The sequence below is a fragment of the Rhizobium sp. BK312 genome (assembly GCF_014193605.1).
Classification (GTDB): Bacteria; Pseudomonadota; Alphaproteobacteria; order Rhizobiales; family Rhizobiaceae; genus Rhizobium.
Map to the genome: position 1 here is coordinate 429,166 of NZ_JACHZP010000006.1, position 20,361 is coordinate 449,526.

The following is a 20,361-nucleotide window of genomic DNA, read 5'->3' on the forward strand; positions in this document are numbered from 1 at the left end:
TGTAAAGCTGACACAGCGCACAGCTTTTTCAAGACCATCGCTCCGCGCTGGCCGCACCCTGCTTGATGTCGATGAAAGGTGAAAAGAGGTTCAGCCTAAGGCTGGCTTCCAGTCCGGCGGTGCCATCTCGAAGCTCGAAAATTCGAAGCCGGGTGCCACCGTACATCCGACAAGCGTGAATTGCCCGAGGCTTTCGGCTGATTGCCACCAGTTGGCCGGAATGATCGCCTGCGGGCGCTCGCCCTTTGCCAGGTCGAGGCCCAGCATGAGGGTTTCGCTGGTCTTGCCGTCGGCGGAACGATGTAGGGCAAGCGGGGCACCGGCATAGTAGTGCCAGACTTCGGCGGCATCGTGCACCCGGTGCCAGTGCGAGCGTTCGCCGGTTTCGAGCAGATAGTAGATCGCCGTGGAATGGGCGCGGGCGCCGCCGTTTTCGTCGCGAAAGGTCTGCACGTACCAGCCGCCTTCCGGATGCCGCTGCATGGAGAGCGTTTCGATGATCTCCTTTGCCTGCATCAGAAATTATCCTTGCGCTTGCGGATCTCGGCAAAGACCTCGTCGTTACTGCGGCTTTCCATCAGCAGGTTGCGGCGGATAGCCGGATCGGCGGCGCGCAGGAACGGATTGGTTTCCTTCTCGAGCGCCAGCGTCGTCGGGATGGTGAACTTACCTTCCGCTCTCAATGCCTCGATATCGGCAGCACGCGCCTTCAGCCGCTCATTGCCGGGGTCGATGGTCAGGGCGAAACGGGCGTTGGAGAGCGTGTATTCATGGCCGAAATAGACGGCTGTTTCGTCCGGCAGCACGGCAAGCTTCTGCAGCGAGGCCCACATGTCGGCTGGTGTGCGCTCGAACAGGCGGCCGCAACCGAGCGCAAACAGGGTATCGGCGGCAAAGAGCAGCTTGTCGTCGGCAAAGTGATAGCAGACGTGTCCGGCGGTGTGGCCGGGCGTTTCGATAACATTGACCGTATGGCCGGCAAATTCGAACGTATCGCCATCGCCGACGGCGCGATCGAGGCCCGGAATGGCGACGGCCTCGTTGATCGGGCCGATGATCTCCAAGCCGAACTGTTCCTTCAGCGCCAGATTGCCCTCGACATGATCGGTGTGATGATGCGTGGTCAGGATATGGCTGATCGTCCAGCCGCGACGATCGGCCGCCTTCAGGATGGCATCCGCCTCCGGAGCGTCGATCGATGCCGTCAATCCGGTTTCGGGATCATGGACCAAGACGCCGTAATTGTCGGAACGGCAGATAAAAATCTCTAATTCCAATGGTTTCATGATCGAAATCGTCCTCATCTTTTCCGTGAGTAGAGAATGTAAGCCGTTCGGCCTTGAAGTCCAACGTTCGGCTGATAACATTTGTTTCGATGCATACCGATATCGTCGATCTCCGCCAGTTTTATCATTCCGAGCTCGGTCGCTTGGCGGAGCAGTCGATTGCCATGGCGCTGTCCTCCATCTGGGCCCGCATGCCGGAAGAGAGGCTTGTCGGCCTTGGCTATGCGGTGCCTTATCTCGACCGCTTTCGTGCCGACACCGAGCGCACCTTCGCCTTCATGCCGGCCGGTCAGGGCGCGGTGAACTGGCCGATGGGCTCGGCCTCGGCGACGGCCCTGGTCTTCGATGAAGAACTGCCGCTGCCCGACAGTTCGATCGACCGCGTGCTGATGGTGCATTCGCTGGAATTTGCCGAAAGCCCGCGCGAGACGCTGAAGGAGCTTTGGCGCGTTCTGGCGCCCGGCGGGCGGCTGGTCATCGTCGTACCGAACCGCACCGGCGTGTGGGCGCGCATGGAACATACGCCCTTCGGCTCCGGCCGGCCCTATTCGCGCGGCCAGCTCACCTCGCTGCTGCGCGAAACCAATTTCACCCCCGGTGCGACCGCGGAGGCGCTGTTCTTCCCGCCTTCGAAGCTGCGTACGGTGCTGCGGCTGCGCCGCGCCTTCGAGCGGATCGGCCGAACCCTATGGCCGGCTTTTTCCGGGGTTATCATCGTCGAGGCGCAGAAGCGGCTTTATCAGGGCCTGCCCGTTGCCGTCCGCGCCTCGCGCCGCGTCTTCGTGCCGGTGCTTGCACCGCGCGGCATACCGACGACGCGCGATGGCGCGTGACGCTTTCGCCGCAGCGTCACACTCGACAAATTTGTCAATCCGCATTAATGCGACGGGGTGTCATAAACCGGAATTTTCCGGCGCTTCCCAAGGTCGATCCCATGAGCATGGAAATGAGCAAGCCCGTCCCGCGTCCCGGCATTCTCGATATAGCCGCCTATGTGCCGGGCAAGGAGCATGCACCGGGCGTTGCGCGCGTGTTCAAGCTCTCCTCGAACGAGACGCCGCTTGGCGCCAGCCCCAAGGCCATCGAGGCCTTCCGCGGCGCTGCCGGCAATCTCGAGCGCTATCCGGACGGGCAGGCCAAGGAACTCCGCCAGGCGATCGCCGATGTGCATGGGCTGAATGTGGCCAATATCCTTTGCGGCGCCGGCTCCGACGAGCTGCTCGGGCTGCTCTGCCACACTTATCTCGGCACCGGTGACGAAGGCATCATCACCGAGCACGGCTTCCTGGTCTACAAGATCCAGATCATGGCCGCCGGCGCGACACCGGTTACGGTCAGGGAGAAGGATTGCACCGTCGATGTCGACGCGATCCTCGCGGCGGTCACCGAGAAGACCAAAATGGTCTTCATTGCCAATCCGGCCAATCCCACTGGGACATACGTGCCAGTCAGCGAGATCCGCCGCCTGCAGGCAAGCCTGCCCAAGCACGTCATTCTCATCCTCGACGCTGCCTATGCCGAATATGTCCGCCGCAACGACTACGAGGCTGGCCTTGAGCTCGTTTCGGCAAACCAGAATGTCGTCATGACGCGTACCTTCTCCAAGGTTTACGGCCTGGCAGCCCTTCGTATCGGCTGGATGTATGCCCCGGTCGATATCGTCGATGCGATCAACCGCGTGCGCGCTCCGTTCAACCTGAACAGCGCGGCCATTGCTGCCGGAGCCGCTGCCATTCGCGATCAGGCTTTCACGGAAAAGGCGGTCGCGCATAACACGCTCTGGATCGAGAAGATGACGGCTGCGCTCGAGGCTCTCGGCCTCAAGGTGACGCCGTCGGTCGCGAATTTCGTCCTGTTCCATTTCCCTGACAGCGACGGCAAGCGCGCCGTGGAGGCCGATGATTTCCTGACGAGCCGCGGCTATATCCTGCGCGCCGTGCGCGCCTACGGCTTCCCGAATTCGCTGCGCCTGAGCATCGGCACCGAAGAGGCCAATCTCGGCGTCATCGACGCTCTGGCCGAATTTATGGGACGCAAGGCATGAGCAACATCCAGTTCGACCGCATCGCCCTGATCGGCATCGGCCTTATCGGCTCCTCCATCGCCCATGATCTCAAGCGTCTCGACCTGGCCAAGGAAGTGGTGATCTCGACACGCAGCGCCGAGACGCTGAAGCGTGCCGAAGAGCTGAAGCTCGGCGACCGCTATACGCCGTCCTCGGCCGAAGCCGTGAAAGACGCCGATCTCGTCATCGTTTCCGTGCCTGTGGGCGCTTCGGAGAGCGTCGCCAAGGAAATCGCTGCGCATCTGAAGCCAGGCGCCATCATCACCGATGTCGGCTCCACCAAGGCATCGGTCATCGCACAGATGCAGCCGCATATGCCGCCCAACGTGCATTTCATTCCGGGCCATCCGTTGGCAGGCACGGAGAAATCCGGTCCGGATGCAGGTTTCCCGGGGCTGTTCAAGGGACGCTGGTGCATCTTCACGCCCGTTCCGGGCACCGACGAGGCCGCGATCAAGACGCTTCGCGGCTTCTGGGAAACTCTGGGTTCGCGTGTCGACGAGATGGACCCTGAGCATCACGACAAGGTGCTGGCGATCGTCTCGCATCTGCCGCATCTCATCGCCTACAACATCGTCGGCACCGCTGATGATCTGGAGACGGTGACCGAATCGGAAGTCATCAAATATTCGGCATCCGGTTTCCGTGACTTCACCCGCCTTGCCGCATCCGATCCGACCATGTGGCGCGACGTCTGCCTGCACAATCGCGATGCCATTCTGGAGATGCTGTCGCGCTTCTCGGAGGATCTGGCATCGCTGCAACGTGCGATCCGCTGGGGTGACGGCGACAAGATCTTCGAACTGTTTATCCGCACCCGCGCCATTCGTCGCTCGATCGTCGAAGCCGGCCAGGATGTCGACGTGCCTGACTTCGGCCGTCATGCGCTGGATGCGAAGGAATAGCTACTCTTCCGCCTTCTCCCCCTGGGGAGAAGGTGCCCGATAGGGCGGACGAGCGGGCAGGCTCTCAGATCGGCGGGATCTTGCCGAGCGGGATGAAGCCGCTGAGCGAGAGGCGGCCGCGATCGGCGGTGAGATCGACGGAAACCTTATCGCCGCCATTGGCAAGCGCCTTCAGCATCTTCGTGGCCGTCTTGATGATGTTCTTGGCGGCGGGAAGCGTCGTAGTCAGGCTATCGCCCCAAGGCCCGATCTGATTGATCTCCAGCTTGAACTGGCCTGATAGAAGACCCTCATCGTCGAAATTGAAGGGGCCGGAAAGCGTCATGATGCGGCCGTCGCCGATGTCGATGACGGCCTGATGCAACACACCTGCCGAGCCGCGAAGCCCCTCCCGGTCGCTGCCGTCGAGCAGGCCAGCCTTGCCTGATAGTGTGACATTGGCGCTCGTGGATGCGGTCGGCAGGGCCTGAGGGAAATCCTTGATCACGGCATTGGCATTTTCGACGCCGATCGCGAAATCCAGATCGCTGCCGTTCTGGCTGGCATGCATCTCCGTGTGGGCGGCTGTGACATTGACACTCTGGCCGGTGACGGAGGAGACGACGCCCGCCTTCAGCCCATTGATGACAGTCTGTGTCTGCGCTACGCCGCGGCCCTTGGCGACGAGGTTCGATTGCAGGTCGGCCCATTCTGCCGATACGGCCAGGCCCTCCGTCGTCCGCAACTCGGCAGGAGATTTCAGGCTCCAGCTCACATGGTTGGGCTGGAACACCGGTACGGAGGCGCTGAGCCTGTCGAAACTGGTGGAGACGCCCCGCGTCGGGTTGTCGACCGTCACCGTGTCGCAGGTCAGGCCGATGGAGAAGGGGAAGCCGTTGAAGGCCATGTTCTCGCATTTGCCGGCAATGCCGGCGCTGTTCTGCTGGCCAAGCGCCTTCAGGACATTGGTTCTGACGAAACCGGTCGCATAGTACCAACCGCCGGTGTAAAGACCGGCCAGAACCACCACCAGTCCAAAAAGGATGAGCCACAGACGTTTGCCTCGACCGGTCGTTACGCTCTGGCTTGACGCTGCCATGTTGTTCTCCAATGGTTGGACTGAAGCTTCACAGTGATTTGGCGTTGGATATGGACGAATTTTGGGTGTTTGGCTACGGATCCCTCATGTGGAATCCGGGCTTTGATTATGACGAGCGGGCCGAGGCCCTGATTTTTGGTTATCGTCGCTCGCTCTGCGTCCGTTCCTGGGTCCATCGCGGCACGGAAGAAAATCCCGGCCTTGTCCTCGGCCTCGATCGCGGCGGTTCCTGCCGCGGCATGGCCTTTCGGGTTGCCGACGTCGATTGGGATGAGGTGCTGACCTATCTGCGCGAGCGCGAGCTCGTCACCAACGTCTATCTGGAAAAGACCCTGCCGATTCGGCTCAGCGACGGGCGGCGTGTGACCGCCGTCGCCTATGTCGTCGATCGCAACCATAGGCAATATGCCGGCTCGCTGGATGCGATCGAGGCGGCGCATGTGGTGGAAGCTGCCAATGGGCGTTCCGGCCCGAACGATGCCTATCTCTTCAATACGCTGACGCATCTGCGCGACATGGGCATTCGCGATCACTGGCTGGAGCAGGTCGCCGGCGAGGTGGAGCGGATGCGAAAGGCATCCTGAACCTATCGCCTAGAATCGAGAGCTCACTCAGACCGCGGCGGTGACCGGCTTTGTCTTGCCGATTTCGGCCAGGCGCTGGACTGCGGTCGGAGGAAGCGGCAGATGCGGATTGTTGGCGACGGTTTCGACCAGCAGCTCGTCGCTTGCTCTTTCCGTTTCCTCGACCAGGCGCGCGAAAAAGGCATCGGGATCGATGCCGGGCTCGATCGGCGGCAGGATGCGCACCTTGATATGGCCGGGATATTTGCGGAAGGTGCGGCGCGGCCAGAAGAGGCCGGGATGCATGGCAACGGCGACGACGGGGATGCCGAGGTCGCGATACATCCGGGCGATGCCGTATTTGTAGACGGGTTCCGCACCTGGCGGGCGGCGTGTACCCTCAGGGTAAATGATGAGCTGGCGGCCGGTAGCAAGTTCCTCGCGTGTGCGCTTCAGGACATCGAACATGACCTTGCCGCGGGCGCTGCGATCCACCGGGATCATGCGTTGCTTCTTCGCATACCAGCCGAACAGCGGGATCCACAAAAGCTCGCGCTTCAGGATATAGACCGGATCGTCGAGATAGGGCAGCAGCGCGAATGTATCCCAGAAGGATTGGTGCTTAGGCGCGAAGATGAAGCTGCCCTTGGGGAGATTTTCAAGACCCTCGATCTCGAAGGTGGTGCCGACGATCTTCTCCATCAGCCAGGTACTGGATTTCGCCCATGCCTTCGGGATCGCGTAGGCCGCCTTGCGCGGCATGAGGAAGTAAATCGGCGTCAACACGATCATGCGAATGATCAGATTGGCATAAAAGGCCGTGTTGAACAGGATCGAACGCAAGATAATCATCGAGGCTTTTCCAATGCACCGGCTTGCGCCGGCATCTGAAGGTTTGCCTACACGATTACAGCGTCAATAAAAAGTCGATCTTTGCGTGGTTTCGCGCCTTCAAGCGCGTTGCCTCTCCGAGATTCGGCCTTTGCTGCGAGCCTCAGTCGTCGTCTTCAGCCGGCTGCCGCGAGCGCAGGCCTACCGGTCGGCCGAGGCCGGTCAGGTTGCGGGCACCGGCGAGGAGGACCTTCGCATATTCGGAGATCATCGTCCGCAGCGCATTCGGGTCCGTGAACCAGTTCTTGGCCTTCAGATCGGAGTTGACGACCGGATAGGGAATGAAATCGGTCGAGGGGTCGACATATTTCAGTTCGGCGAGGCTGCGGGGCATATGGTAGTTGTTCGTGACAACGAGAACGCTCTTGTAGCCCCTGGCGTGAATCCACTTTGCCGCTTCGCGGGCATTGCCGATCGTATCGAGTGCGTCGTAGCCGATGTCGACGCAGCAGCTGAACAGGCTGGCGGAACTCTGCGTCAGCTTGCGGATTTGCGTTGGCGTGGTGGTCGGATGTGCGCCCGAGATCAGGAGACGGTTTCCGGCGCCGGTCCGTAGCAGCTCCACCGCCTGATCGATCCGCTGATAGCCGCCCGTCAGCACGACAATGGCATCGGCCTTCGGCTCGAGCGGCGGTTTCAAGGTGGTGATCGAATCGGCAAAATGCAGGAAGCCGCCGAAAACGATGGCGGCGAGGAAGATGAAGGCGAAGCCGCCCCAGCGCAAGAGACGCCGGAACAGGCTGCGGCGCACGGGTCTATCGCCGCTGGGGCGTGTCCGCAGCGACTGCAAACTTATGGTCTTGCGAGTCGTCAGATCCATGCTCATGATTCGCTATTATACGCCAATTGCGGCAAGGAACGGGCTGGCACACGGTAAAAAAACATCGCTGAAGCGTCAATTCGGTACGCTATCCGTCCGCCCGGGATCGGAACGAACCAGATCGATCTCATAGATCGTATGCATGACGGTAAAACGTGCCGTCAGCGTCGTCAGCAGCGCGATGATGATCATGGTGGCGAGAATGCCGATATAGCCGAGCGCGCCGACGGAGAAAGTCCCGAACAATGCGGTTGCCTGATCGGTCTGCGGTGTGGCGATCGTATGGCTCTGCAGGAGGCCGGCCGTCGCGAAGAACAAGGCGGCGAGCGCGCTGCCGGCTCCCGAGCCTTTGAGGCTGATCTTCAGGAAATGCTTCTGGAATTCATTGGCGACGAAGGTGCTTTCGGCACCAACGAAATGCAGGACTTCGACAATATGGCGGTTGCCCGACAATGCGCCGCGCGTGGCGAAAACCACCGTCAGGACCATGGCGGTGAAGACGAGCAGCAGGACGCCCGTGCCGATGAGAACGGTGGTGTGCGCCATCGACACGAGCCGGTCGACCCAGGTGCGGTGGTCGTCGAGCGTCGCTTGCGGGATCTGCGCCTTGAGCAATGCGCGCATCGCTTCGAAATCGGGTGGATGCGTCTCATCGATGGTGATGATGACGAGGCGAGGGACAGGCAATTCCTTGATATCGAGGCCGGCGCCAAGCCACGGTTCGAGCAGGCGCGCGGTTGCCGCTTCATCGACGATCTGGCCCGATTTGGTGCCGACGAAGCTGAGCGCGATATCGCGGGCGCTCGCGAGCGCCTTTTCCATGTCAAGATTGTCATCCGGCTTGATCTGGATGGTGATCTCGCGGGAAATCTGGCTTTCCCAGCTTGCCGCCGTCGAGCGCACCATGCTGACCGCACCGAGCGTCAAGCAGGCGAGAAAGGCCATAATGGCGATCACGACGATCAGCGCGTTGCCCTGGATATTGGAGGAGGGCACGATCGGCCCCGTGGGGCGCACGCGCATCTCCGGGCGCTTGCGTTCTGCCGGTGCCGCGGCCGCTTGCCGTGCCTGGGCATTCGGGGCTGTCCTGCGGGGGCGGGGGTCAGTCATAGATATCGAGATGCCCCCCCGATAGGATCATGCGTCTCGCCTCGATCTGGTCCATCAAGGCGAGATCGTGCGTCGCAATGACGACGGCAGTGCCGAGCCGGTTAAGCTCCAGAAACAGATTGAGCAGGCGGCGCGCCATCGGCGGGTCGACATTGCCTGTCGGTTCGTCGGCGAGCAAGATTTCCGGGCGGTCGATGAGGGCGCGCGCGATGGCGGCACGCTGCTTCTCGCCGCCCGAGAGCACCGGCGGCAGCACGTTGATGCGCTCGCCCAGGCCCACCCATTTCAGCAGTTCCAGGACGTCGGTGCGATAGGAGCTTTCATCCTTGCCGCGCACGCGCAAGGGCAGGGCAACGTTTTCGTATGTCGTCAGATGTTCGAGCAGCCGGAAATCCTGGAAGACGATGCCGACACGGCGGCGAAGCAGCGGCAGTTCGTTGCGTGGGATTGAGGAAATTTCCCTGTCGAACATGCGGATCAGCCCGCGCGTCGGCTGCAGTGACATGAAGAGCAGCCGCAACAGTGTCGTCTTGCCGGCGCCGGAGGGGCCGGTCAGGAACTGGAACGATTTCCTCGGTATGTCGAAGCTCAGGTCGCGGAGGATTTCCGGACCCATGCCGTAGCGCAAACCGACGTTCTCAAAATGAATCAACGGGCAGTCCAGTCTTCCGCAGGGTTCAATCAGGCGACTTGTTAACCAATGGCATTAACAGCCGGTAAATTTTTCTGGAAAGGCGCCCTATTCATGGCGATCTTTGCGAAGCATTAACCAATAAAATTTACGACTGGGCAGGATTCGTTTCAATGCCCAGATTGGCAATGGGCGTCGAAACCATGTGGATCACCGCAAAGGGAGGCCATCATGGGCGCTTTTCGCCACCGTCAACAGCAGGCGGGGCTGGTTTATGACCTCATTCCGCCCGAACGAGGAGCGGGGTCGGGCCAGGCGCATTACGTCATGTCGAAGCCCGATATCGTCGATGCCGAATTCGTGACCGTTTCCGCTGCACGCGGACGGACTGTGTCCGGCGTTAACATGCGCTATGGCGGGCATACCAGACCAAAACCGCAACCCGTGACGCGCAAGACCACCTTCTCACGCATCCTGTCCGTCTTGCGCAGTGTCGAGGAGGTTTTGCAGCAGGCATCGCGGCGCAGCTTCGTCGCGCTGATCATTTGCCTCGCAATCTTGATCTTCGGTCTTTCCGGCGGTTTTTCCGGTCTCTCCAACGCCCCCGCCGAGGCGACGTCCGATCCGCTGCAGTTCTCGCATGTGACGCTGACGCCAAGGGATGAGAGCGGGCTGCCCGTCTTGAGATTGAACGGCATCATCGAGAATGTCAGCGGTGCCACGCTTTCGGTTCCGCAAGTGCGCGCCGATCTTTTTGCCGGCGGCCAGCTGGTCAGGAGCATCGTTGTGGACACGCCCGTCGATCGCCTCGGGCCGCATGAAAGCCGCGGATTTTCGACGCGATTGCAGCATCCCGGTGGAAAAACGCCGGATGTCCAGCTTTCCTTCATGCCGTAGGGGGTGTGTCGGGCTTGCCGATTGTGCTAGGGGCTACTGCTTTAGAGAGCTACAGCGACCTTTGCGCGTCATATGTGATACGCAGCGCTATAGAGCTTGATCGGCGGCCACGGGCCGCTTAGCCATGGAGCATGCCAATCAATGCCTGTTGTACGCGGGAAGAATATCGAGCCGCTTTTCACTGCCGAGCAGATTGCCGAGCGCAATCATGCCTTGGCGAAGGAAATCGCCAAGGGGCCGACGAAGGACCTCCTCGTCATCGCCATCCTCAAGGGCTCATTTATCTTCGCAGCCGATTTGCTCCGTGCTCTGCATGAGACCGGGCTTGCCCCGGAGGTCGAGTTCATCACGCTTTCGAGCTACGGCGCCGGCACGACGTCGCAGGGCGTGCGCATCGTCAAGGACATTGACAGCGACGTCAAGGATCGGGACGTTTTGCTGATCGACGACATTCTGGAATCGGGCCGCACGCTGCGTTTCGCCAAGGAACTGCTTTATGAGCGTGGCGCCCGCAACGTCACGCTGGCCGTCCTGCTCGACAAGAGCGTCAAGCGCCAGGAAGAGCTGGAGGCCAATTATGTCGGCTTCGAATGCCCCGATTATTTCGTTGTCGGCTATGGCATGGATGTCGCCTACGCCTTCCGCGAATTGCCCTTCGTCGGTGTCGTCACGGGCGACGCCGAGGCCTGATTCAGAGTTAATGCAGGCGGCATGTCCGCCTGTCCCATTCTGCTCCATCGATGACGAACCGTTAACCACGGAGCCGATCGCCCGCCCGCTGTTTACCTATCGCAAACGGAATTCTGATGATTTCGTTCGCGGAACATGACGGACCAGGAGCACGGATCATGGCAAAAATTCTGATCACGGAAGACGAGGACTCGCTGCGCAGCTTCGTCGCCCGCGCGCTGCGCTTGGACGGCCACGAGACCGAAGAGGCGGCAGACGGCGCAGAAGGCTTGGAAAAGCTGAAAGAGGGCGGCTACGACCTGCTTCTCTCGGATATTCGCATGCCCGTGATGGACGGCATCGAGCTTGCGCATCAGGCACATTCGACGTGCCCGGGGATGAAGATCCTGCTGATGACCGGCTATGCGGAGCAGCGCGAGCGCGCCGATGACCTCATGGAAAAGATCGTCGACGTCGTTGCCAAGCCATTTGCGCTGCCGGACATCCGCAAGGCTGTCGCGCGGGCTTTGGCTGCCTGACATTGCTTCTGGTCAGCACGGGTTCCTCGTGCTGGCTCCATTCTCGTCATGGGCGGCAGTCCAAAGCTGCCTCACTGACCCAAATTCAGCAGACGCTCCAGATAGCGCCGTTCTTCGCTGAGCGTGGGATTGTTGCTCAGCCGCTCGCGAATGGCGTCGAGAATTTGGCGGGCGCGCTCTGCGTTGATGATATCAGGCACCATGTTGTCGTTAGGGTTGTCCGAGAAACCACCCTCGTTGCGCGATCGGCCGAGCGGATCGCGGCCGTTTTGGCCGCCTTGGCCCATCTGCCCCGGCATCTGTCCCTGACCCTGCCCTTGTCCCTGCTGCATCTGGGCCATAAGCTGGTTCATCATTTCGCGCGTGCCCTTGCGCAGGGCGTCCAGCGCGCGTCCCTGGCCCTGCACTGCGCCTTCGCCGTTGCCCTCGGCAAGCTGACCGGACGCCCCTTTCATTTCCTGCTGTGCCTTGCCGTAATTCTGATTTGGCTTCATGCCCAGTGAGCCAAGGTTTTTCTGGAGTTCGCCAAGCTGTTTGCCGAGATCCTCCTGCTGCTGGCGCAGCTGCTTCAGCGCGTCGCGCAGCTGATCGGCCGTCATGCCATCGGTGGGATCCTTGCCCTTATCGCCCTGCTGGTTCTGGCCTTGCTGCTGATCCTGCTGGCCTTGGCTGCGCTGGCCCATATCCGGGCGCATCGGGTCGTTGAGGCCGGGCATGGGCTGATCCATCAAGCCGTCGCCGTCCTCGTTGGAATCGCCGCGCTGCATACGATCGCGCATGGCTTGATCAAGCTTGAAGGTCTGATCCATCAGCTTCTGCTGATCGCGCATGATGCGGCCGAGCTTGTCCATCTGCTCGCGCATCTTGTCGTTGGCCTGGTTCTGCTGCTGCCCGGGCTGCGGCTTGCCGGCCTGCAGGCTGTTCATCAGCTGCTGCAGTTCGGAAAGCATCTGCTGTGCCGCCTGGCGATTGCCGGAGCGGGCGAGATTCTCGATCTGATCCATCATGCGCTGCAGATCCTGCTGGCGCAGGATATTGGCGGAACGCTGGTTCGGCTGGGCCGGCATGTTGCGCATGCGCTCGGCCAGCTCCTTCATATAGGCGTCCATCGCCTTGCGCAGCTCGTCAGTCAGCTTCTTGATCTCGGCGTCCGAGGCGTTGCGCTGAAGCGCATCGGAGAGCTTCTGCTGGGCGTCGCGCAGGGCCTTTTCCGCGTCCGTCAGCTGCGCATCTTCCATGCCGAGCGCGATCTGCCAGAGATAATCGGCCGTATCCTTCAGCGAGGCCTCGTCGCTCGCGAGCTTCATGCGCGTCAGCGCCGACTTGATGGCGAGATAATTACCGAGATCGGGGATTGTCTCTTCGGGCCGTATGGTCAGAGACTTGTTGAATTCGATCGCTTCCGGCATCTTCCGCGTATCGAGCGCGAAGACCTGACGTTCTTCGGCCACGGCGGCAGCGAGCGGCTGGCTGAAACTACGGGATGGCAATACCATCTCATAGGGTGAGCTGCGTCCCGTCTGGCCGGCACCGTCCTTGGCGACGAGGGTGATGCGCACGCGCTTGCCGGCCAGCGGATCCTGAGTCAGATCATGGCTTGCCAGGCCCTTGCCATTGCGGCGGTCGCGACGCGGCATTTCGAGCTTGAATTCCGGCAAGCCATAGAGCGGCGTCGCGGCAGGATCGGATTCCACCGGCACGATCTCGGCACGGGCTTCCTCAACGCCGTAATCATCCCTGACCTTGAAGCCGAGTTCCAGTGCACCGCTAGCCATCGCATGCGGAACGCCGTCGAAGGTGATCTCCGGCGGCTTATCGATGACCACATTGAAGGACCAGGACTTGCCGTTGACAGTGAGTTCGCCACCCTTTTCGAGCTTCAGGACGTGCGTGCGTGCGACCATCCCGTCTGCAGCCGGGATATAGCCGGTGCCGTTTGCTGCGGGCGGCACGGCGGTAGCCGTTGCAGGTTTTGTGCCAGCCGGGCCCTGCTTGTCGGCATCAGCGGCCTGCTCGGGTATTTCGGCGCCTTTTTCCGCGCCAGCCGCCTGGAACAGCACTTTCTCATCCGTGGCAGCACCTGAAACACGTACAGTGAGCTCGGAGAATTGCGGCACGTTCAGGCTATTGCCGGCATTGTCGACATTGCCGGTTAGATATACCGGAGGCTCGCCGGTGTAATAGGGCGGGGTGACCCAGGCATCGACGCGGACATCCGGATTGCTCGAGGTCGAGGTCGATGCCGTGAAGGCATCACTGAGCGAGCCGCCGCTGTTGGACATGGAAAAGCTGAAGGCCGTTACGAGCAGCAGCGCTGGAATTGCGCGCAATGCAAAGCGGTCGTAGCGCGTGATATCCGGCCTGGGCAGGCCGGCATCCAGGGCGGCGATGCGTTTGGCCATGCGCGTCTGGTGTTCGCGCCAGAGTGCACGCGCAAACGGGGTGTCGAGCGCCGGTTCGTCTTCCTGCACCGTAACGGGCTGGTGGGCGAGACCATTGCGCTCTTCCAGCAGTCGGTCCGCCTCTGTGGTATTCGGCCAGTGCAGGCGGCGTAGCGGATAGAGGGAGACGGCGAAGCCGACCGCGAAGACGGCAAGCAGCAGAAAGCGCAGAATATCCGGCGCCATGCGGAAAATGCCGAACCAGGCGACGGAGAGGAAAAGGGCCAGAATGGATGCCGGCAACAGCAGCCGTGGCAGCAGCTGTTCGCTGACCAGAACCAGCCGAGCAAAGAGACGCTTGATCGCAACCATGCGCGCCAGCGCCGGACGGGTGGCGAAAGCGCCCTTCTTAGGGTTGCTGAGGCTGGTCATCGGTCCGGTCTTCTCCCGATCTGACGTTGGCTAGTAGCCCGTTTGGGTGGCGCGGCGTCCCACACGCTCGCGCACGCGGTGCCCGGCGAGACGCCATTCAATCAAAGATAACATTCTTTGTGGCGAAGACGAGGGCAACGGGTGTGAAAGGCTGTTTTTTCATCGACTTCGCCGAAACGTGATCGGGCAAGACAACTTTTGCGGTCCTGCCCGAAAGTGTCGATTGAAGCCGATTATCCCTCAAGCCAGGCCGGGATGGAATCCAGCCCGATCAGTTCCTCGTAAGTCGTGCGTGGGCGGATGACGTGGAATTCATTACCCTTGACCAGCACTTCCGGAACCAGAAGCCGGCTGTTGTAGGTGCCGGCCTGCACGGCGCCATAGGCACCGGCCGAGCCGACCGCGAGGAGATCGCCGGGCTTCGGCAGTGCCATCTCGCGGTCGAGCGCCAGATAATCGCCGGTTTCGCAGACCGGGCCGACGACATCGGCTTTGATGCGCGGCGTGCTCACATCGCCGACAGCAATCGGCCTGATCTCGTGATAGGCTTCGTAGAGCGTCGGGCGAATGAGGTCGTTCATGGCGCCGTCGACGATGACGAAGCTCTTGTCGCCGCCATCCTTCACATAGATGACCTCGGTCACCAGAATGCCGGCGTTGCCGACGATCAGGCGACCGGGCTCTGTGACGATCTTGCAATTGAGGCCGCGCAACTGGTTCTTGACGATTTCGGCATAGGCATCCGGCAGCGGCGGCGGATTGTTGTCGTCGCGATAGGGAATGCCGAGGCCGCCGCCGATATCGACGTGATGGATATCGTGACCATCGCCGCGCAGCGTTTCAACGAGATCGCGCAGCAGCTTGAAGGCGTCGTCGAACGGCTGCAGCTCGGTGATCTGGCTGCCAATGTGCATATCGATGCCGGTGACCTTGATCCCAGGCAGGCTGGCGGCGCGCTCATAGACGGCGCGGGCGCGCTGCCATGAAATGCCGAACTTGTTTTCCTTCTTGCCGGTCGAAATCTTCGCATGCGTGCGCGCATCGACATCGGGATTGATGCGGAAGGAGACGGGTGCCACCTTGCCGGCGCGAACGGCGCGCTGGTTCAGCACTTCCAGTTCCGGTTCGGATTCGACGTTGAAGCAGTAGATGCCGGCTTCGAGCGCCGCGTCCATTTCCTGCGCCGTCTTGCCGACGCCGGAGAACATGATGCGGCTTGCGGGAATGCCTGCGGCCAGTGCGCGGCGCAGCTCACCGACAGAGACGACATCGACGCCGGCGCCGAGGCGGCCGAGCGTCTTCAGCACCGCCTGGTTGGAATTGGCCTTCATGGCATAGCAGACCATGGCATCGACATCGTCGAAGGCTTCCGCGAAGACGCGGTAGTGGCGTTCCAACGTAGCCGTCGAATAGACGTAAAAGGGGGTACCGACCGCCTTGGCGATCTCCGGAACCGGTACATCCTCGGCGTAGAGGATGCCGTCGCGATACTCAAAATGGTTCACGGTCGTTGCCTAATTAGAGAAGCGGGTCGAGGAAGAACTTCTTGTCCTCCGTGCCCGGCTCCTTCGTCGGCTTGGAGACGTCACCGCCTTTAGTCGCATGAGCGCTCGGAGGATCGAGAGGGCCTTTGCGGCCACATCCGACGACGGCAAGGCCGACGACCGAAAGCACGACGGTCAGGCGGATGATGTGCGGCATGTTGATCTGCATCGAAATCCTCTTGGGCGGCAAACGCGGAAGTCACTCTTCTTAGCGAAGTTTCCAGGCCTTGTGCACCCTGATTGTTGGTTGTGACTTTCGCCGATTTTCTCAGTTGCGGGCGCGCCAGAAGGCGATCTGCTTGCGCACTTCCGAGGGCGCCGTGCCGCCGAAGCTCTTGCGGCTGGCGACCGACGCCTCGACGGTCAGGACATCGAAGATCTTGTCGGTGATATCCGGATGGATTGCCTGCAGGTCCGCAAGCGACAGCTCCGCCAGCTCGCAGGATTTGCTTTCGGCAAGCGCCACGGCGCGGCCCGTCACATGGTGGGCATCGCGGAACGGCAGGCCCGCTTCGCGCACCAGCCAGTCGGCAAGATCGGTGGCGGTGGAATAGCCGGAGCCGGCGGCGGCCTTCATGCGGGCGGTGTTGATCGTCATATCACGCATCATGCCGGTCATGGCGGCAATGGCGAGTTCCAGGCTCTCGGCAGCGTCGAAGACCTGTTCCTTATCTTCCTGCATGTCCTTGGAATAGGCGAGCGGCAGGCCTTTCATGATCGTCAGCAGCGCCACCAGCGAGCCGTTGATGCGGCCGGTCTTGGCGCGCACGAGCTCGGCGGCATCCGGGTTCTTCTTCTGCGGCATGATGGAGGAGCCGGTGGAGAAGGCGTCGGACAGGCGCACGAAGCCGAATTGCGGCGTCGACCAGATGACGATCTCCTCGGCCAGCCGCGACAGATGCATGCCGGCGATGGCGGCAATCGACAGGAATTCCAGGGCAAAATCGCGGTCGGAGACGGTATCGATCGAGTTGCGGGTCGGCTCGCGGAAGCCGAGCGCCTTGGCCGTCATGTGGCGATCGATCGGGAAGCCGGTGCCGGCGAGCGCTGCGGCGCCGATCGGCGATTCGTCCATGTGCTCGATGGCGTGGCGCACGCGCGAGCGGTCGCGGCCGAACATTTCGACATAGGCCATGCAGTGATGTCCGAAGGTAACGGGCTGCGCCGTTTGCAGATGGGTGAAGCCAGGCATGACGGTTTCAGCATGTTCCTCGGCACGGTCGAGGAAGGCAGCGATCAGCTCGGTCAACGCCTGCTCGCACTTCTGCAGCTCTTCCTTCACCCAAAGGCGGAAATCGAGCGCCACCTGGTCGTTGCGCGAGCGGGCGGTGTGCAGCCGGCCGGCAGCCGGGCCGATCAGGGTAGCAAGCCGCGCCTCGACGTTCATGTGGATGTCTTCGAGGCGGCGTGAGAATTCGAAATTGCCGGTTTCGATCTCTGACAGGATCGTGTTCAACCCGTGAACGATCTTGTCTTTATCCTCGGTTGAAATGATGCCTTGATTGGCGAGCATGCTCGCATGCGCGATTGAGCCGCGGATGTCCTGGGCAAACAGCTTCTTGTCGAAATCGATTGAGGCATTTATCTCCTCCATGATTGCCGCGGGGCCGGAAGCGAAACGCCCGCCCCACATCTGGTTGGAGGATTTGGTGTCCGTGCCGTCAATCATGAGATGCCCACCTGGAGAATGAAATGACAGCAAAGAAGCCGTTCGGTCTGCCGTCCATGAAACTTGTTATGCTTGCCGCCGTCGCCGGGGTTATTGCCGGTGCGGCAGCGGTATACGTGAAGGAGGCGGGGTATGGCAATGGCATTGGTGAAACGGCCTCAGCCGATCAATGCGGGTCGGCCAGGGATCGCGCTGCTGCCCTGACGCCTTTCACCAAGGGGCAGGTCGCCGCCATGAGCGTGCCGCCGGCGCCTATATCGCTTCAGGGTGTTTCCTTCAAGGGGGCTGACGGGCAATCGCTGTCGATGAGCAATTTCGCCGGCAAGACCGTGCTCTTGAATGTCTGGGCGACATGGTGCGTGCCGTGCCGCGAGGAAATGCCGGCACTGAACGCGCTTGAGAAGAGCGTCGGCAGCGAGAAGTTCGAGGTGGTCGCCGTCAACATCGATACCGGCGACGATGAAAAGACCAAAGCCTTTCGTGCGGAATATGCCATCGACAAGCTCGGCTACTATCGCGACAACACCATGGGCGTGTTCAATGTGTTGAAGAAGCAGGGGCTGGCCTTCGGCCTGCCGGTGACGCTGCTCATCGACGACAAGGGCTGCCTGCTGTCAGCGATGAACGGTCCGGCGGCCTGGGACAGCGAGGATGCGAAAGCGTTGGTGAAGGCTGCGGCTGGGATCTAGGAGATCTGGGTGTGCCAACACTCGCCTCGCCCTTCTAGGGTCGCTTGCGCTCCCACCTCAGGGTGAGGGCTAATCTATTGTACCCGCTTAGATTTCTACCATTTCCAAATATGTTTGTTCGGTTGATGCGCGGGATTTGTTCCGCCCTCATGGTGAGGTGCCGTGGCACCAAAGCGTAGCGGCGGCAGGGCCTCGAACCACGAGGGTCGGCCCGGAGACCCCGAAAGCAACTATCGCGTCGGAACGGGCGTTTCGCCGCGGTAGTCATAGAAGCCGCGGCCCGATTTGCGGCCGAGCCAACCGGCTTCGACATATTTCACCAGCAGCGGGCAGGGGCGATACTTGGAGTCGGCGAGCCCGTCATGCAGCACCTGCATGATCGAAAGGCAGGTGTCGAGGCCGATGAAGTCGGCAAGCTGCAGCGGGCCCATCGGATGGTTGGCGCCCAGCCGCATGGCGGTATCGATGGCATCGACGGTGCCGACGCCTTCATAAAGCGTGTAGATCGCCTCGTTGATCATCGGCAGCAGGATGCGATTGACGATGAAAGCGGGGAAATCCTCGGCGACGGTGATGGTCTTTTCCAGCGAAGAAACATAGTCCTTGGCGGTGGAGAAGGTTGATTCGTCGGTGGCGATGCCGCGCACCAGTTCCACCAGCTTCATAACCGGAACCGGATTCATGAAGTGGATGCCCATGAAGCGCTCGGGACGGTCGGTGGCGGACGCAAGGCGGGTGATCGAGAGCGACGAGGTATTCGTTGCGAGCAGCGCTTCGGGCTTCAGCACCGGACACACCTGCGCATAGATCTTGCGCTTGACGCTTTCGTCTTCCGTCGCAGCCTCAATGGCGAGATCGACCTGGGCGAGATCGTTGAGATCGGCAGAGCCGGTGATGCGGGCAAGCGCTGCCTTGCGCTCCTCGTCGGTCGTCTTGCCGGACGCGACCTGGCGGGCCAGGTTGCCGTTGATGGTGGCGAGCCCGCTTTCGATGCGGTCCTGCGCGAGATCGTAGATATGAACCTTGTAGCCGGCCATGGCGGACACATGGGCAATGCCGCAACCCATCTGGCCTGCGCCGATAATACCGATCGTCTTCAGCGAACTCATTGCCAACTCCCCGGCGCGCTCCTGGCGATGCGCTATGCTTTTAACTCAAATTTGCCGGGCCATTTCTAGCCCGGCAAAGATTGATAGACCTATAAGAGACGATTTTCCAGTCTCTCGCAACTGCGAGAAGGCCGGTGGGCGCGATCAAAGCGCCTTCTGGAGTTCCGGCAGCGCTTCGAAGAGGTCGGCGACGAGGCCGTAGTCGGCGATCTGGAAGATCGGTGCCTCCTCGTCCTTGTTGATGGCGACGATGACCTTACTGTCCTTCATGCCGGCCAGATGCTGGATGGCGCCGGAAATGCCGCAGGCGATGTAGAGCTGCGGTGCGACCACCTTGCCGGTCTGGCCGACCTGCCAATCGTTCGGGGCATAGCCGGCATCGACGGCAGCGCGCGATGCGCCGACGGCAGCGCCGAGCTTGTCGGCAACCGGCAGGATGACTTCGCGGAACTTCTCGGCAGAGCCGAGTGCACGACCGCCCGAGATGATGATCTTGGCCGACGTCAGCTCCGGACGATCCGAGCTCGACAGCGCATCGCCGACGAAGGTGGAAAGGCCGGGATTGGCCGCGGCAGACACCGCCTCGATCGCAGCAGAGCCGCCTTCGGCAGCAGAAGCGAACGAAGCCGTGCGCACGGTGATGACCTTCTTGGCGTCGGTCGACTGCACCGTCTGGATGGCATTGCCGGCATAGATCGGCCGCTTGAAGGTATCGGCGGAAACGACTTCGATGATCTCGGAGACCTGGGCGACGTCGAGCAGGGCGGCAACGCGCGGCAGCACGTTCTTGCCGACCGAGGTCGCGGCGCCGATGATCACGTCATAGGAGCCGGAAAGCGATACGATCAGGGCTGCCAGCGGTTCTGCGAGATTGTTGGCGAGGCTTGCATCCTCGGCGACCAGCACCTTGGAGACGCCGGACAGTTTGGCGGCCTCAGCGGCCGCAGCCTGGGCGCCAGCGCCGGCGACCAGTACGTGAATGTCGCCGCCAATCTTTGCGGCCGCCGTCAGCGCCTTGGCGGTCTGATCGGAGAGGTGGGCGTTGTCGTGATCAGCCAGAAGAAGAATGGCCATGATGTCTAA

Annotated in this window: 21 protein-coding genes; 8 read left to right on the plus strand and 13 right to left on the minus strand. The window is 61.4% G+C overall.

All coding sequences use genetic code 11. The annotated features are described in order from the left end of the window. Window positions 1-90: 90 nt before the first annotated feature. Window positions 91-516: a cupin domain-containing protein gene (locus FHT85_RS19560; RefSeq protein WP_112412673.1), complete on the minus strand. Its 426-nt coding sequence runs from the start codon at window positions 514-516 to the stop codon at window positions 91-93. Next, on the minus strand, window positions 516-1,286 hold the full coding sequence (gene gloB, locus FHT85_RS19565) for a hydroxyacylglutathione hydrolase (RefSeq protein ID WP_112336504.1): 771 nt from the start codon (window positions 1,284-1,286) through the stop codon (window positions 516-518). The genes FHT85_RS19560 and gloB overlap by 1 nt, the downstream gene beginning before the upstream one ends. 53 nt (window positions 1,287-1,339) lie before the next feature. Between gloB and FHT85_RS19570 the strand changes: the two genes are divergently transcribed. From FHT85_RS19570 to FHT85_RS19580, 3 genes are all read left to right on the plus strand, one after another. Next, on the plus strand, window positions 1,340-2,119 hold the full coding sequence (locus FHT85_RS19570; RefSeq protein ID WP_112336433.1) for a class I SAM-dependent methyltransferase: 780 nt from the start codon (window positions 1,340-1,342) through the stop codon (window positions 2,117-2,119). 101 nt (window positions 2,120-2,220) lie between these two features. Further along, on the plus strand, window positions 2,221-3,330 hold the full coding sequence (hisC, locus tag FHT85_RS19575; RefSeq protein WP_112400545.1) for a histidinol-phosphate transaminase: 1,110 nt from the start codon (window positions 2,221-2,223) through the stop codon (window positions 3,328-3,330). Beyond that, window positions 3,327-4,256 (plus strand): prephenate/arogenate dehydrogenase family protein, encoded by a 930-nt coding sequence (locus FHT85_RS19580; protein ID WP_183774225.1) that lies wholly within the window; start codon window positions 3,327-3,329, stop codon window positions 4,254-4,256. Before hisC ends, FHT85_RS19580 begins: the two co-directional genes overlap by 4 nt. A gap of 64 nt (window positions 4,257-4,320) precedes the next feature. Here the strand turns inward: FHT85_RS19580 and FHT85_RS19585 are convergent, their stop codons facing one another. Further along, window positions 4,321-5,334, minus strand: coding sequence for a DUF2125 domain-containing protein (locus tag FHT85_RS19585; RefSeq protein WP_112412675.1), 1,014 nt, complete (start codon window positions 5,332-5,334; stop codon window positions 4,321-4,323). Window positions 5,335-5,345: 11 nt separating this feature from the next. Between FHT85_RS19585 and FHT85_RS19590 the strand changes: the two genes are divergently transcribed. Then, window positions 5,346-5,918: a gamma-glutamylcyclotransferase gene (locus FHT85_RS19590; protein ID WP_112400548.1), complete on the plus strand. Its 573-nt coding sequence runs from the start codon at window positions 5,346-5,348 to the stop codon at window positions 5,916-5,918. 27 nt (window positions 5,919-5,945) lie between these two features. Here the strand turns inward: FHT85_RS19590 and FHT85_RS19595 are convergent, their stop codons facing one another. The 4 genes from FHT85_RS19595 to ftsE all read right to left on the minus strand — a co-directional run bounded on the left by FHT85_RS19595 (window position 5,946) and on the right by ftsE (window position 9,370). Then, complete coding sequence (locus FHT85_RS19595; protein WP_112336438.1) at window positions 5,946-6,749, minus strand: lysophospholipid acyltransferase family protein; 804 nt, start codon at window positions 6,747-6,749, stop codon at window positions 5,946-5,948. Between the two features lie 142 nt (window positions 6,750-6,891). Continuing rightward, the gene (locus FHT85_RS19600) at window positions 6,892-7,614 is read right to left on the minus strand and encodes a YdcF family protein (protein ID WP_183714832.1); all 723 of its coding nucleotides are present in this window, start codon (window positions 7,612-7,614) and stop codon (window positions 6,892-6,894) included. A 69-nt stretch (window positions 7,615-7,683) separates the two neighbouring features. Further along, complete coding sequence (locus FHT85_RS19605) at window positions 7,684-8,631, minus strand: cell division protein FtsX (RefSeq protein WP_112336440.1); 948 nt, start codon at window positions 8,629-8,631, stop codon at window positions 7,684-7,686. 79 nt (window positions 8,632-8,710) lie between these two features. Beyond that, the gene (ftsE, locus tag FHT85_RS19610) at window positions 8,711-9,370 is read right to left on the minus strand and encodes a cell division ATP-binding protein FtsE (protein ID WP_015341323.1); all 660 of its coding nucleotides are present in this window, start codon (window positions 9,368-9,370) and stop codon (window positions 8,711-8,713) included. A 210-nt stretch (window positions 9,371-9,580) separates the two neighbouring features. On the opposite strand from ftsE, the gene FHT85_RS19615 reads away from it, so the two are divergent. The 3 genes from FHT85_RS19615 (at window position 9,581) to FHT85_RS19625 (ending at window position 11,454) form a co-directional block, all read left to right on the plus strand. Then, the gene (locus tag FHT85_RS19615; RefSeq protein ID WP_183774229.1) at window positions 9,581-10,246 is read left to right on the plus strand and encodes a hypothetical protein; all 666 of its coding nucleotides are present in this window, start codon (window positions 9,581-9,583) and stop codon (window positions 10,244-10,246) included. A gap of 141 nt (window positions 10,247-10,387) precedes the next feature. Further along, complete coding sequence (gene hpt / locus FHT85_RS19620; RefSeq protein ID WP_112412677.1) at window positions 10,388-10,936, plus strand: hypoxanthine phosphoribosyltransferase; 549 nt, start codon at window positions 10,388-10,390, stop codon at window positions 10,934-10,936. 158 nt (window positions 10,937-11,094) lie between these two features. Then, window positions 11,095-11,454, plus strand: a complete 360-nt coding sequence (locus FHT85_RS19625; RefSeq protein ID WP_106999186.1) for a response regulator — start codon at window positions 11,095-11,097, stop codon at window positions 11,452-11,454. Window positions 11,455-11,525: 71 nt separating this feature from the next. Here FHT85_RS19625 and FHT85_RS19630 read toward each other — a convergent pair whose 3' ends face one another. From FHT85_RS19630 to argH, 4 genes are all read right to left on the minus strand, one after another. Further along, window positions 11,526-14,267, minus strand: coding sequence for a TIGR02302 family protein (locus tag FHT85_RS19630; RefSeq protein WP_112412678.1), 2,742 nt, complete (start codon window positions 14,265-14,267; stop codon window positions 11,526-11,528). Window positions 14,268-14,500: 233 nt separating this feature from the next. After that, on the minus strand, window positions 14,501-15,772 hold the full coding sequence (lysA, locus tag FHT85_RS19635) for a diaminopimelate decarboxylase (RefSeq protein ID WP_112412679.1): 1,272 nt from the start codon (window positions 15,770-15,772) through the stop codon (window positions 14,501-14,503). A gap of 13 nt (window positions 15,773-15,785) precedes the next feature. Further along, the gene (lptM, locus tag FHT85_RS19640) at window positions 15,786-15,980 is read right to left on the minus strand and encodes an LPS translocon maturation chaperone LptM (RefSeq protein ID WP_015341316.1); all 195 of its coding nucleotides are present in this window, start codon (window positions 15,978-15,980) and stop codon (window positions 15,786-15,788) included. 99 nt (window positions 15,981-16,079) lie between these two features. Continuing rightward, window positions 16,080-17,480, minus strand: coding sequence for an argininosuccinate lyase (gene argH, locus FHT85_RS19645; protein ID WP_112412680.1), 1,401 nt, complete (start codon window positions 17,478-17,480; stop codon window positions 16,080-16,082). Between the two features lie 23 nt (window positions 17,481-17,503). Between argH and tlpA the strand changes: the two genes are divergently transcribed. After that, window positions 17,504-18,169 (plus strand): thiol:disulfide interchange protein TlpA, encoded by a 666-nt coding sequence (gene tlpA / locus FHT85_RS19650; protein WP_112336446.1) that lies wholly within the window; start codon window positions 17,504-17,506, stop codon window positions 18,167-18,169. Between the two features lie 230 nt (window positions 18,170-18,399). Here tlpA and FHT85_RS19655 read toward each other — a convergent pair whose 3' ends face one another. Together FHT85_RS19655 and FHT85_RS19660 are read right to left on the minus strand one after the other, a co-directional pair. Next, entirely contained in the window at window positions 18,400-19,278 is an 879-nt protein-coding gene (locus FHT85_RS19655; protein ID WP_015341313.1) for a 3-hydroxybutyryl-CoA dehydrogenase, read from the minus strand. Between the two features lie 144 nt (window positions 19,279-19,422). Next, window positions 19,423-20,352 (minus strand): electron transfer flavoprotein subunit alpha/FixB family protein, encoded by a 930-nt coding sequence (locus FHT85_RS19660; RefSeq protein ID WP_112412681.1) that lies wholly within the window; start codon window positions 20,350-20,352, stop codon window positions 19,423-19,425. Between the last annotated feature and the right edge of the window lie 9 nt (window positions 20,353-20,361).